At 59.1% G+C, this 13,318-nt stretch carries 12 protein-coding genes; 7 read left to right on the plus strand and 5 right to left on the minus strand.

Annotated elements, in window-relative coordinates; all coding sequences use genetic code 11:
- Positions 1 to 108: 108 nt before the first annotated feature.
- The 3 genes from HGP14_RS10600 (at position 109) to HGP14_RS10610 (ending at position 4,940) form a co-directional block, all read left to right on the plus strand.
- On the plus strand, positions 109 to 1,599 hold the full coding sequence (locus HGP14_RS10600) for an aldehyde dehydrogenase family protein (protein ID WP_168829798.1): 1,491 nt from the start codon (positions 109 to 111) through the stop codon (positions 1,597 to 1,599).
- Positions 1,600 to 1,826: 227 nt separating this feature from the next.
- Positions 1,827 to 2,654 carry a p-hydroxycinnamoyl CoA hydratase/lyase gene (locus HGP14_RS10605; RefSeq protein ID WP_168829799.1) on the plus strand — a complete coding sequence of 276 codons (828 nt, stop codon included), beginning with the start codon at positions 1,827 to 1,829 and terminating at the stop codon, positions 2,652 to 2,654.
- A 96-nt stretch (positions 2,655 to 2,750) separates the two neighbouring features.
- Positions 2,751 to 4,940 (plus strand): acetate--CoA ligase family protein, encoded by a 2,190-nt coding sequence (locus tag HGP14_RS10610; protein ID WP_246704420.1) that lies wholly within the window; start codon positions 2,751 to 2,753, stop codon positions 4,938 to 4,940.
- A gap of 111 nt (positions 4,941 to 5,051) precedes the next feature.
- On the opposite strand, the gene HGP14_RS10615 is transcribed toward HGP14_RS10610, so the two are convergent.
- From HGP14_RS10615 to HGP14_RS10630, 4 genes are read right to left on the minus strand one after another with little or no spacing between them, the layout of a single operon-like run.
- Positions 5,052 to 5,819 (minus strand): HD domain-containing protein, encoded by a 768-nt coding sequence (locus HGP14_RS10615; protein ID WP_168829800.1) that lies wholly within the window; start codon positions 5,817 to 5,819, stop codon positions 5,052 to 5,054.
- Between the two features lie 57 nt (positions 5,820 to 5,876).
- A complete protein-coding gene (locus tag HGP14_RS10620) occupies positions 5,877 to 6,527 on the minus strand; it encodes an HD domain-containing protein (protein ID WP_168829801.1) in 651 nt (216 codons plus the stop codon).
- A gap of 44 nt (positions 6,528 to 6,571) precedes the next feature.
- On the minus strand, positions 6,572 to 7,027 hold the full coding sequence (locus tag HGP14_RS10625; protein ID WP_168829802.1) for a carboxymuconolactone decarboxylase family protein: 456 nt from the start codon (positions 7,025 to 7,027) through the stop codon (positions 6,572 to 6,574).
- Positions 7,028 to 7,046: 19 nt separating this feature from the next.
- Positions 7,047 to 7,466, minus strand: a complete 420-nt coding sequence (locus HGP14_RS10630; RefSeq protein WP_168829803.1) for a cupin domain-containing protein — start codon at positions 7,464 to 7,466, stop codon at positions 7,047 to 7,049.
- A gap of 88 nt (positions 7,467 to 7,554) precedes the next feature.
- On the opposite strand from HGP14_RS10630, the gene HGP14_RS10635 reads away from it, so the two are divergent.
- The 3 genes from HGP14_RS10635 (at position 7,555) to HGP14_RS10645 (ending at position 11,038) form a co-directional block, all read left to right on the plus strand.
- Positions 7,555 to 8,967: a PLP-dependent aminotransferase family protein gene (locus HGP14_RS10635; RefSeq protein ID WP_168830289.1), complete on the plus strand. Its 1,413-nt coding sequence runs from the start codon at positions 7,555 to 7,557 to the stop codon at positions 8,965 to 8,967.
- Between the two features lie 206 nt (positions 8,968 to 9,173).
- The gene (locus tag HGP14_RS10640; RefSeq protein ID WP_168829804.1) at positions 9,174 to 9,833 is read left to right on the plus strand and encodes an HD domain-containing protein; all 660 of its coding nucleotides are present in this window, start codon (positions 9,174 to 9,176) and stop codon (positions 9,831 to 9,833) included.
- A gap of 209 nt (positions 9,834 to 10,042) precedes the next feature.
- Entirely contained in the window at positions 10,043 to 11,038 is a 996-nt protein-coding gene (locus HGP14_RS10645) for a GlxA family transcriptional regulator (protein ID WP_168829805.1), read from the plus strand.
- A gap of 121 nt (positions 11,039 to 11,159) precedes the next feature.
- Here HGP14_RS10645 and HGP14_RS36650 read toward each other — a convergent pair whose 3' ends face one another.
- A complete protein-coding gene (locus HGP14_RS36650; protein ID WP_168829806.1) occupies positions 11,160 to 12,062 on the minus strand; it encodes a LysR family transcriptional regulator in 903 nt (300 codons plus the stop codon).
- Positions 12,063 to 12,181: 119 nt separating this feature from the next.
- Here HGP14_RS36650 and HGP14_RS10655 point away from each other — a divergent pair, with 119 nt between their 5' ends.
- A complete protein-coding gene (locus tag HGP14_RS10655) occupies positions 12,182 to 13,297 on the plus strand; it encodes an alkene reductase (RefSeq protein ID WP_168829807.1) in 1,116 nt (371 codons plus the stop codon).
- Positions 13,298 to 13,318: the final 21 nt, after the last annotated feature.

Raw genomic sequence — 13,318 nt, forward strand, 5'->3', positions numbered from 1 at the left:
TTGATCGCGCGTGACACGCGCGCTCGACGCACCTGCGCATGACAATTCGCATGCGTAGGTCCAACCAAAACCATAGAACGCTATTCAATTGCAATAGGTCGAGGACCCATGAAAACCGCAAATCCATTCGCATCGAAAGTCATGGAAATGGCCGAGAGGGAAACCCACGGCTGGAAGATGATGATCGGAGGCAAATGGGTGGAAGCCCGCTCGAGCAAGCGTGCAGTGACTTTTAATCCGGCCTATGACCAGCCGCTGGCGGAAGTGCCGGCTGCGAATGCCGAGGATGTGGCGGATGCCGTCGCAGCCGCTAAGGCGGCATTTCCTGCGTGGAGCCGCCTGCATGTCGACGAGCGCGCAAAGTATCTGCAGCGGTTCGCGGATGGGATACGGGCATGGGCGCGAGAGTTCGGGATGTTAGACACCCTGGACAGCGGCAATCCCTTGCCGGCCATGATCGACGACGCCAACAAGGGCGCCGGACTGCACGACTATTTCTGCGGACTGGGCATGGAAATGAAGGGACGCACGATTCCGACGCCCGGCGGAGGATTGAATTACACGCGGCAGTTTCCGTTCGGCGTGGTCGGGCGCATCATTCCATTCAACCATCCGATCTCGTTTGCGGCGGGAAAGATCGCGCCTCCGCTGGTTGCCGGAAACACGGTAGTGCTGAAGCCCGCCGAGCAGACGCCGCTTTCAGCGATGTTGCTTGGGCGGCTCGTCGAGGAGCACCTTCCCCCGGGCGTCGTGAACATCGTCGTCGGTGACGGACCCAACTGCGGCGCGCCGCTTGCGAGCCACCGCGATGTGCGCCGGGTGGCCTTCACCGGCAGCGTCGAAGTGGGGCGCAGCATCCTCGCCAGCGCGGGGATAAAGCCGGTGAGTCTGGAACTTGGCGGCAAGAACCCGCTTATCGTCTTCCCCGATGTCGACATTGAGAAAGCCGCTGCCGCCGCGGTCTCCGGGATGAATTTCACCCGCTCACAGGGCCAGTCCTGTGGGTCGAATTCACGGGTCTTCGTGCATGCAAAAATCCACGACGCCTTCATGGAAGCCGTCCTGACACTGGCGTCGAAGATCAAAGTCAGCCTGCCGGAACTGGAAAATGCCCAGATGGGGCCCGTCGTCACCCGTCGTCATTACGATCGCGTCATGGGTTACATCGAAAGCGGCCGCAAGGAAGGTGCCAGCATCGCGCTGGGCGGCACGCATTCGGCCGCGGCGGAACTCAAGTCCGGCTATTTCATCGACCCGACGGTGTTCACGGGGGTGAAGCACGGAATGACAATCGAGCGGGAGGAGATCTTCGGCCCGGTGATGAGCGTCGTCCAATGGACCGACGAAGCAACGATGCTGGAGGAGGTTAACGATTCCGAATTCGGCCTTTGCGCCAACATCTGGACAAACGATATCAGCACCGCGATGCGCTTCGCGGACGATATCGAATGCGCTTATGTCTGGATCAATGGCCACGGTAACAAGCGTTTTAAGGGTGCTCCGTTCGGGGGGATGAAAAGCAGCGGGCTCGGCAAGGAACACTCCCTGGATGAGCTTCTGAGCTTCGTGCAGGAGAAGAATGTCAACGTACGATATTAGCCTTGTCTGATGGGCAGGCTTGAAGCGGCCGAGACGGCGATCGTGTCCGGACCTTAAGGCATTTCGGTTGTTCCAATCTCGCTCCTGCCTGTTGAAGGACTGGCTTGCAAGGAAGGCCTAGAGGTATGCGCAACTCTTGAAACAGCCCAAGGCTTTCCGAGCGGCTTCACACTGAAGCACCGCCCCGGTTTGGTCGCGGCAGAACTAGCAATTATGGAGGAGCAGATATGACCAGCGACGTAATTACCTTGGAGAACGTGAAGGTTGAGCGCGAGGGCGGCACGACTTTCATCTACTTGAATCGGCCTGAAAAGCGGAATGCGATGAGCCCGCAATTGCACCTGGACATGTGCGAAGCGCTTGAGTGGGCTGAAGAAGACGACGCAACCAAGGTTGTTGTCCTATCGGGAGCGGGCGGCAACTTCTGTGCCGGGCAGGATCTGAAGCTGTATTTCCGCGGAACCGAAGACGATCCGAAGGCCCGTGCCCGCGCCCGTCGTGCGGCCCATTCCTGGCGCTGGGACAAGCTCTCGAACTTCCCCAAACCGACCATCGCGATGGTGCACGGCTACTGTTTCGGCGGTGGTTTCACGCCGGTCATCGCCTGTGATTTTGCGATCGCGGCTGACGACGCGACCTTTGGCGTATCGGAGGTGAACTGGGGCATTATTCCAGGCGGACTGGTCGCCTGGGCGATCACTCAGGTGATGAACTATCGGGATGCGATCTACTATTCCGCCACCGGCGAACAGTTCAGCGGCCAGGAAGCCGCCGCAATGAAATTCGTCAACAAGTCGGTTCCGCTCCAGGATCTGAAGCCCACCGTCCTTGAGCTGGCAAAGAGCCTGCAAGCGAAAAGCCCCGCGGCGCTGCGCTACACGAAGGAGGCCATCCGCGCCGTGCGCTCGATGTCGAGGGAACAGGCTTTCGATTATCTCAACGCAAAGAGCGACGCGTTGAAATACGCCGATCCCGAGGGCGGCCGTAAGAAGGCAATGTCCCAATTTCTCGATGATAAGACCTACAAGCCCGGCCTGGGAGCCTACAAGCGCTAGGTCAGTGGGCAGACGGACAGGTTCGGTCTTCGGCTCCCTGCCTGCAGCATACCGCGAAGAACATCCGCAATAAAATCAAGGTGAGGCAACAAGGTAATGTCGCAGAACAAAATCCAGATCGAAGCATCCTGGGTCTCTGGGGAGATGGAATCAACCGGACACCCCGGGGTGCACGCGCTGCTGAACCCGAAGAATATCGTGATTGTAGGAGCAAGCGAAAAGCCGGGTAACTGGGCCGAGCGGGTGTGGCGCAACGTGCATCGGTATGGGTTTTCCGGCAATGTCTATCCGATCAATGCCAGCCGGGAGGAAGTGTGGGGTGTCCGCTGTTATCCCGACTGCGCGTCCCTTCCGGAAAAACCGGACCATCTGGTCGTGCTCGTGCCGGCAGTCGCCGTTCCGGACGTGCTGCTGGATGCCGCCAAGGCTGGCGCCCGCAGTGCAACGGTTATGACCTCGGGTTTCGATGAGCTCACCGACAGCGCATCCGTCGATCTTGCGACCCGTCTGAAAAAGGTGATTGAGGAGACCGGGCTAGCCGTTTCAGGTCCCAACTGTCTCGGCAACCTCAACGCCAAAGCAAAACTGGTCACCATTCCTGACGACCGGCCGCTGCTCCTGACGCCAGGCCCAGTCGCCATCATCAGTCAATCGGGTGGACTTGCCACAGCAATGAAGCGCGCCTTGCAGGATCGCGGGATCGATGTTTCCGCGATCGTGTCCAGCGGCAATGAGGCGGGCCTGTCGACTGCCGATTACATCCAGCATTTCGCTTCCGACCCGGATGTACGGGTGATCTTCTCCTATCTCGAGGCTGTGTCTAAGCCTGAGCCTTTCCTGGAGGCGTGCCGAGCGGCTCGGGCCTGCGGTAAGGCCGTTGTCGTCATGAAACTCGGGGTCTCTGATATCGGCCGCGAGGCGGCCCAGGCTCATACCGGGGCACTGGCCGGATCCATGCAAGCTTTCGACGCGGTGGCGGGTCAGGTCGGCGTGATCCGTGTCGACAATCTGGATAGCGCCGTCGAGGCCATAGAACTCCTCGCCCACGCGAAATTGCCGGCTGGCAAGAAACTCGGTGCCATCACGTTTTCCGGCGCTATGCGCGGACTGATGCTGGACATCGGACGGGGCCACGGCCTCGAATTCGCCGATCTGGCGCCCGCCACCTACGAGGCCATGGGCAACATCCTGGGCGTCGGCAGCATTCTGGGCAATCCGTTGGACGGAGGTTTTGCCGCTCTGACCAAGCCCACGGCCTATGTCGAGTTGATCGAAACCATTCTGGCCGATTCCAATGTCGACATGCTGCTTTTGCAGGAAGAACTGCCGCGTGACGACGGCTCGACACGAAAGCTCAAGAACCTCGCCGACGTCGAGGCGATTGCAGCCAAGGCGTCCAAGCCGATCGCCTTCGTCAGCATGCTGTCCTATGCCATGACCGATTACAGCCGGGAATTGCGGCGATCCCTGCCGCATGTCCCCTTCCTGCATGAAATCGACAAGTCGCTCAAAGTGGTGCGCTCTATCATGGATTACGCGACCACAAGGCCGTCGCCAACGCGGACGGCGCAACCGGCAGCGAACAATCCGGCCGACCGCCATCTGCAATCGTTTGCCAAGGACAGGATCGGCCCGGTCATCGATGAAGTGCGGTCTAAAGCTTTGCTCCGAGACTACGGAATTGCCGTTCCTCGCGAATATCTGTGCGCCACCGCGGAGGAGGCTGCCACGCGCGCTGCGGAGATCGGCTTCCCGGTCGTGGGCAAGATCGTCAGCAGCGCTCTTCCGCATAAATCGGATGTCGGCGGCGTCATCGTCGGCCTTAACTCCGCCAAGGAGGTCGCGGAGGCCTTCGATCGGTTGATCGCGGTGGCGGAAGGCCTGCCGCAAAAGCCGCCCATTGACGGCATCCTCGTTGCCGAACAGGCGTCAGGCAGTCTGGAACTCGTCCTCGGCGCTTCGCTCGATCCGGAAGTAGGCCCGGTCATCATGTTCGGTGCCGGTGGCATCGACATCGAACTCACGCGCGACGTCGCCCTGGCAGGCTGCCCGCTCGACGAAAAGCAGGCGCGTCAGCTTATCGCAAAAACGCGTATCAGCACCATCATGGGAGGTTACCGCGGGCGACCGGCCTGCGACTCCGAATCGGTGGTCAAAGCACTGGTGGGTCTCTCCCAGCTGATGTTCGATGCGGGAGGTCGGATCACTTCCATCGACGTCAACCCATTCTTGCTGTCGGCCAAGGGAGGCGTAGCTCTCGACGGGTTGGTCGTCCTGCGGAAATGACCAGCGGTTTTAGGCTCGCGCAGCCTGTCTGCTCTATTGGAACACCGTCCACCTCGGACGGTGTTGTAAGCAGAGCGAAAGCCGGAGGCGCCCCCGAATGGGGCACTCCTGTCATTTTCCCTTAGTCCGTTGCGAGTTGAGCATTAGACTGCTGAAGTCCCTTCGGCGAAAGTTCGGATCCTTGTAGGCCAATACATCGGCTAGACCAGTGCCCTGGGTGGTCTCGGGACGATGCTTGAGGCTGTCGTAGAGGGCTTGCAGAAAAGCATCCGCGAATTGTGGTGGATGTGGATAAGCCGTCTCGACAGCGTCCCGCTGTGCGGCGGTAAAGTCGTTATAGGCGGCGCCCACAAGGTCCATGTTGGCACCTTCGGCGAGAAGTGCAGCGATGGGGTACAGATGCGGGGAAATTCCATTTGTCGTGTGCAGCGCGATCGCGAGCCAGACTCTGCGGCTGTCAGCTTCCGAAATGCCGTGGCTCTGCAAGAAATCGCGCGCCGCGTTTGCGCCATCCACTTCATAGCGCAAATGACTCTCTTCATAACCTGCCGTCAGGCCGAAATCATGAAACATCGCCGCCGTAAAAAGAAGGTCTGGGTCAAAAGCCAGACCCTTGCGCTTTCCTGCTAAGGCAGCCCAATAATACACGCGCATAGAGTGTTGAAACAGCAACTCGCCCTCGGCATCACGAACGAACTTAGCTGCGTCGCGCGCCAATTTGCTGTCGGGAACTTTTATGCCCGACACGTCATCAACGGTGTTCGGGATCCCTTTATCGACATTAGACCTGACCGTTTCCGCTTGGCCGTCTGGTGCCCAGGCGATCCCGAAGACTACGAATGCGGCACAAGTAGCAGTGAAGGCGGTACGGAACCTCATGGGCTTTCTCCTTTTTTATCCGAATATGGCGCGAATAACTCATGCCGTTATGCTCGGTCATTTTTCGCCAGCCCATGGCGAGTTCCGCATCAGGGTGCAAAAGTTGCGGCGGTGGAAATGCGGGTCCTTGTCGGCCATCACATCGGCCAGGCCGGTACCCTGTGTGGATTGGGGGCGATGCTCGAGCCCATCGTATAGGGCTTGGAGAACATCTTCGGCAAACGCTGGCGGATGCGGATAGGCTGCCTCGACAGCAGCCCTCTGGGCGTCAGTGAAGTCGCCATAACCGAAGCCCACCAGGTCCATCATTACCCCTTCTGCCGTAAGCGCGGCGATTGGATGCATATGTGCGGAAATTCCCGGCGTGGTGTGCAGTGCGATGGCAAGCCAGACTCGCTCGATATCGACTTCCGAAATGCCGTGGCTCCGTAGGAAATCACGTGCAGCGTTTGCGCCATCGACCTCAAAGCGCAGGTGGCTGTGCCGAAAACCCGCCGTCAGGCCGATATCGTGGAACATCGCCGCCGTATAGAAAAGCTCTGGATCGAACGTCAGCCCCTTGCGAGCGCCAGCGATGGCGCCCCAAAAATAGACCCGCGTGGAGTGGTGAAACAGCAGATCATTCTCGGTATCCCGAACGAAATCTGCGACTTCGCGCGCCAGTTTGCTGTCAGGAATTCTAACACCGGAAATCTCATTGGCGATCATGGTCGTTACTCCATCAAGTTTCGCGATACTGACGTAGCGCCAGCTTAATTTCCGAGGACACCCTGCGGCGTGTTCCGGAAGCTGATAGCCATACGATTGTAGCTGTTCATCAGGCTGATCGCGATCGTAAGGTCGACGAGTTGCTTCTCATCGAAAACGCTTCGCGCGGCCTCGTAGGCGCTATCCGGCACGCCGGTTTCGGCGACGCGCGTCACGCTCTCGGCCCATGCCAGCGCGGCACGCTCGGTCTCGCTGAAAAGGCTGCCGCCTTCTTCCCACGCCTGCAACAGGGCGAGCTTCTCGACCTTCACGCCCTTCTTGATCAGGTCGCGGGTGTGCATGTCGAGACAGTAGGCGCAGTTGTTGATCTGCGAGACCCGCAGATAGACGAGATCTACCAGTTCGCCAGGCAGACCGCTCTGCATGACATAGCCATAGACGCCGCCGAGCGCCTTGGCCCCGTTGGGAGCGATCTGGTTGTAATCGAGCCTCTTGGTCATTGTTCTGGTTCCTTCAGTCTTACTTGATGGGGGTCGTGAGTGCCTTGTCGTCGGCGTCGACGACGAAGACGGCCAGCAGCTTTGCCGGTTTGGTTTTGCTTGCGTTTCGGCTGATCGAGTGGCTCGCGTTCGGAGGTTCCGACCAGCTCTCGCCGGCCTTGAAAACGCGGGTCACGCCGTCATTCACCTTCGACTCGATCTCGCCCGAGATCACATAGGCGTAGATGAAAGCCGAATTGGCATGCCGGTGGGGCGGGGAAGCCGCGCCCGGCGCATAGTCGACTTCAACAACGACAAGCGATTTGCCGGGGATGTTCGGAATCGCCTCTGCGAATTTGGGCGTCACCGTTTCTGTCTGACCATCATGCGCGGAGGCGGGGACGGCGATCGTGGACACCAGAATAGCGCTGGCGGCAGCGAGGATGTTGCGGACCTTCATGGGCTTTCTCCTTCTGCCTATCCAGATACATGCCGTTCTGGGTCACGAAAAGTACCAAGAAGTTGATAAAATGATGTACTATGACAGCATGAGCGAATCGCTGAAACTGACTCTTGACCGCACTGCAGCGGTGCCCTTGGCAGAACAGATCCGAAAAGGGGTGGCCGCGGCCATCGAGAGCGGCGTGTTGGAGCCCGGTGCGCGCTTGCCTTCGTGGCAGGATCTCGCTGCACAACTCGGCGTCGCGCGCGGTACTGTGCGGACCGCGTATGGGAAGCTGGCCGCCGCCCAATTAATCGAGGCCGCGCGGGCGACGGGAACGCGCGTCGCCCAGCGTCCCCGTGCCGTCGCAAGGGGCGAGCAGCCGACGGGCATGGGCTCGTTCATCGAGACGTATCTGGAGATGACGCAGGGACCTGCGTTCTTTCAGATGGGTGTGCCCGCAGCCGAAACCTTTCCGGCGACCTTGTTCGCCCGCATTCGCGCGAACGCGGTCCGTGCCGAGGCAAGTGCGCCTCCGCTTTATCCCGATCCCCGCGGCGAAGTGGAATTGAGACATGAAATCGCGGGCTATCTCGCCGTCGCTCGCGGCATCCATTGCTCGCCGTCGCAAATCATCGTTACCGGGGGCTTCGGCGCGGGACTCGGCCTGGCGCTGGGGGGTCTTGGGTTGGACAGACAGACGGCCTGGGTCGAAAATCCGGGCTTTACCTGGACGAGGAAGGGTCTGGAGCTAGCACGCCTGCTCCTCGCGCCGATCCCGGTCGATGCCGATGGCATCGATCTCGATTATGGCCTGCTCCACCATCCGGACGCGAGGCTTGTTGTCGTGACCCCTGGTCAGCAGGCGCCGCTTGGGCCTACCTTATCGCTCGAGAGGCGCCTTGGCCTGCTCGAATGGGCGGCCGCGAACCAAGTTTGGGTGATTGAAGACGACTATCTGAGCGAGCTACAACTGGCAGGCAGGGCTGCGCCGGCGCTCGCGTCGCTCGACCGGGAGGGACGCGTCATTCATATCGGATCGTTCAGCAAGACGATCAGTCCAACCGTCCGGCTCGGCTTTGTGGTTGCGCCTGTCGAACTTGCCTCCCGGTTCGCGGAAATGGCGGCATGCCTCGCCCCGGCGCCTGGCCCTGCGGTGCAGCGCGCGATCGCCGAATTCATGCACGAGGGCTGCTATATGCGCCATCTCCGGCGCACCAAGCGCGCCTATGCCGCTAAGCGGCAGGCGCTGCTGGACTGTCTTCAGGCATCCGTCGACGCCGATCAGCTTTCTACACCGGGCTTGGCCGTTTTGCTGAGGTTGCCGAGAACAACATCTGACGTCGCCGTTGTACGTGACGCCCTGGCGTTCGGTATGTTTCCGGCGCCGCTCTCACCTTGGTATACATCGCCTGAGAGCGCCGAATCCGGACTTCTGCTTGGTGTCGCGACCACGCCGACAAAGAACCTTGCTCGTACCTGTGATCGGCTTTTCGAAATAATCCGTCGTTTGAGTTGATCAGCTTCAAGGTCGAACGCCTCGACCCCACAGACCTGCCTCCCGCTGAACGACGTATGAGCTTGGGCTAAGGTCAACAATCCGAACCATCGTTGCTCGGCGTACGTGTCTTATTTCGCAGGTTCGATGTCCATTTTTGTCGTAGCATCAAGATAGAGTTCATCGCAGATGCTCTCTAACCTTCAACGATCCAATGGAGGTACAAAATGACAATCACGAGCGGTATCAGGATCCCAGACAGCAAGCTCGCGAACGAGGTGACGGAATTCGTACGCGACACGGCGTCCGAACTGCTCTTCAATCACTCCGCTCGGGTCTATCTTTGGGCAGCACTAACCGGCGAGCGAAAAGGGCTGAAATTCGATCCGGAGCTTCTGTATGCAGGTGCTATGTTCCACGATATCGGGCTGACAGAGGGCTACCAGGAGAGCCAGCTTCGGTTCGAGGTAGATGGCGCCAACGCCGCACGTGACTTCCTACGAAGCCGCGGTGTACCCGAAGACGATATCAAGACGGTCTGGGATGCGATCGCGCTCCACACAACGCCTGGAATTCCCGAATTCATGGATCCGGAGATTGCCTTGGTCCAGGCAGGGGCGGGAATGGACGTGGCGGGTCGCGGCTACGAAGATTTTACGGACAAAGAACGCACGGCGGTGACTGCTGCCTATCCACGCGGCAACAACTTCGAGCACGAGATGATCGACGCATTTTATCACGGGATGAAACATCGGCCCGCGAGCACATTCGGCACCATGAACGAAGGTTTCCTGGAGCAAAAAGATCCCAATTTTCGGCGGTTGAACATCTGCAGCATCATGTTGCGCTCCCATTGGGTCTGCGGGTGTCACAACCACGGCGCATAGTCCCGGTTTCTCAGCTATGTGAGCGGTTGAGAGACCATCCGCCGCGGCAAGGCATTCTCTTGGGCAGATCTCTTTCGCAAATGTCGTTCATCAATCCACACTAGGGATTCGCGATTGCGAGGTACACTGCTTGATCAACGGCGGAGGTCCTCCTCAACAATGCTGTTGGAGATGAATGTGAAGCTTGCTGCCATCGGTTGGGAGCGATGATGCCAATCCAGACAGTCGCAATTGTGATACATGACAATGTCCAGGCGCTAGACGTTGCAGGCCCAATCGATGTCTTCACGGAAGCGAATTTATTTATTCCTGTCGGAGACAGATACAAGACGGTACTGGTCGGGCCCCAAGGTGCGCCACTACGTGCGTCAAACGGCATGCAGATAACTGCTGACGTCACATTCGAAGATACGCTCAGCGGAATAGATGTGTTGCTGGTGGCCGGCGGTCCCCAGCTGCCGTATGCCGCCCCTGATCCGCAGTTCTTAAATTGGCTGCGCGATGCACCAGCGCGGGCGAAAATCTACGGTTCAATTTGCACCGGGGCATTCGCGCTTGGCCACGCGGGTCTGCTTGAGGGGCGCAGGGTCACCACCCACTGGCTTGTGGCCCAGACGCTGGCGGCACAGTTCCCAACCGCCCTTGTTGAACCCGATCTTATTTACGTCCGCGATGGCCGGCTTGTCACGTCGGCTGGTGTAACAGCAGGGATCGACCTCGCATTGGCGCTCGTCAGTGAACGGCATGGGGCGGGCGTAGCGGTAGCAGTGGCAAAAAGGCTCTTGGTGGTGGCGCAACGTCAGGGAGGCCAATCGCAATTCAGCCCCTATCTCACCGCCCCCTCAGATCCAAACTCGCCGATTGCGCGTATCCAAGATTACGTGATGGCCAACATCGGAGGCCCTCACTCGCTTGAGTCACTTGCGCTCGAAGTTGGCATGAGCGCTCGCAACCTCGCTCGCCACTTCGTACAAGAAACTGGGATAACCCCGCACGAGTTTGTCATGCGCGCGCGAATCGACGCCGCTCGCATGCTGCTTGAAGGAAGTGATCATGCGCTCAAGGCAGTGGCCTTTCAGTGCGGATTCGGATCCGCAGACCGAATGCGTGTCGTGTTCCACCGGCGTCTTGGGGTGACACCCAGCCAATATCGCGCAAGCTTTCGCCGATCAAAGTTCCGCAATGAGCTTGCTGATGTCGAATAGACGATGGTTCTCTTATTGGTGCCGCGTTCCCAAGAGCTTCCGCGTACTCATACCGGCATAGTGTCACACGTACTCATGGGTGCGCCGTCACTCGCGAGCACTTCGCACGCGGCGAGAAACCTCATTGTGCGACGCGCGGAAGGCTTTGAACAAGGTTGTCTACAACGACACGAATCTTTGCGGGCAATGTTCTGGTTCGCGGCCAAACGACGTTTATCGGCATTTCCCCGCCGGACATTCCATCGAGGACCGTCTTCAGCTTTCCATCGCGAATGTCGTCCTGGACCATCCAATAGGGGAGTTGGACAAGGCCGCGTCCTGCCCTTGCCGCTGCATGTATCATCTCGAAATCGCGGATATCATGTTTGACCGGGATAGGGTGACGCGCGACGGAGCCGTCCGGCTGCTTGAGCAACCAGACAGCGCGCTGTTCCTGGCGTTCCCCGGCGATGCAATCATGCCCGGCGAGATCGGCCAGAGAGTAGGGGACACCGCGGATCGCAAGATAGCCAGGCGATCCGATGATTACCATCTGTTGGATGCCGACCTGACGCGCGACCAGGTTCGTTGTGTCTTCAAGTTTGCCGATCCGCACCACAAGGTCGATGTTTTCGCGAATCAGATCGACGTATCGATCCGTGAAGGTCACGTTGAGAAACAGCGCCGGATAGCGTTCAGCCAATTCGAGCAGCAGCGGCATGACGAGGAGTCGTCCGAACGCCGTCGGCAGATCAATCCGCACCTCACCACAGGGCGCGTCGCGCGCGAGCATGAGCGCGTTTTCGCCGCGTTCGAGTTCGGCAAGCGCAGCCACGCAATGCTCGAGCCAAGCTTCTCCCGCTGGCGTCAAGGTCAGATGGCGCGTTGTCCGATAGAGCAATTTTGACCCTAGCCGATCCTCAAGACGCGACACTGCTCGCCCGGCCGCGGACTTGGTCATGCCGAGCTCCGCAGCAGCAGCCGTGAAACTGCCTAGTCGCGTAACCGCGACGAACTCCACGATACCGTCAAAGCGAGATTTCATTGAGTTTGTAGCCTTCGACGCAACAGTAAGTAGGGTTGAGGCCCTCTAATCCAGGGAAGAAACTTAGATTATCTCCAGCTGGATATCAAATCGCAAATCCAGACCGATGGAGATTCACAATGCCTTCAATTTTCGATCCGTTCGACCTCGGGCCGATCCGCCTGAAAAACCGCATCGTCATGGCGCCGATGGAGCGCTCGCGTGCGCGTAACGGCGACTGGGTTCCCCAGGCCGACACAGCGCGCTATTTTGCGCAGCGTGCCGGCGCCGCATTCATCGTGACCGGCAGTATCGCCATAAGCGAATGGGCCCGGACCTGGGCGTTCGAACCTGGCCTATATACCCGGACCCAAATCGAGGCCTGGCGCCATGTTACCGGTGAGGTTCATGATCATGGCGGGGTGATTTTTGGTCAGCTCCGGCATGGCGGCCGAGCGAGTCATGTCTCGCATCAGCCACATCGCCAAGCCACTGTTAGCTCCAGAGACGTAGGGGCGACGAAAGCCATCTCCATGGCCTTCGACGCGGACGGCAAGCCAGCTTTTCTTCTCCAAAGTAAGCCCCGGGCTCTGCTGACGGACGAGGTGCCGATTATCGTTGGCGAGTTCGCGCAGGCTGCCCGTAATGCCCTCGAGGGCGGCTTTGACGGCGTCGAGATTCATGCCGCTAATGGCTATCTCCACGACCAGTTTATGAATGGGGCGCTAAACACGCGCAACGATCGTTACGGCGGTTCGATCGACAATCGGATCCGCTTTACACTCGAAACAGTAGATGCCGTAATCGACGCGATTGGCCGCGAGCGCACCGGCATCCGCCTGTCCCCCTTTGGCCGATTCAATGAAATGCCTGCGTTTGAAGACGAGGCCGAGACCTATCTACGGCTGGCGGGTGAACTCGCAAAGCGCAACATCGCCTACGTACACGTTAGCGATCAAACGCGGTGGGCCGACGATGTTTCGATTCCCAGCAATTACCTTCGAGATTTTCGGAAAGTCTCTCAGCGACCGCTGATTCTTTCCGGCGGCTACCTCGAAACGAACGGGCAAGCCGCGATCGACAATGATGAGGCAGACCTGATCGCGGTGGGCAAGCCATTTCTGGCCAATCCTGACCTGGTTGAGCGGCTTCGTAACGGATGGCCACTCAATGAGTGGGACACCGAAACCTTCTATACTCAGGGGCCCGAGGGCTACATCGACTATCCGTTCTATCAGGATAGACCTGCCTCGTAAGCGGATGGTCAGCCGCCGATA

It is taken from the genome of Rhizobium sp. P32RR-XVIII (genome assembly GCF_012641395.1).
Classification (GTDB): domain Bacteria; phylum Pseudomonadota; class Alphaproteobacteria; order Rhizobiales; family Rhizobiaceae; genus Rhizobium.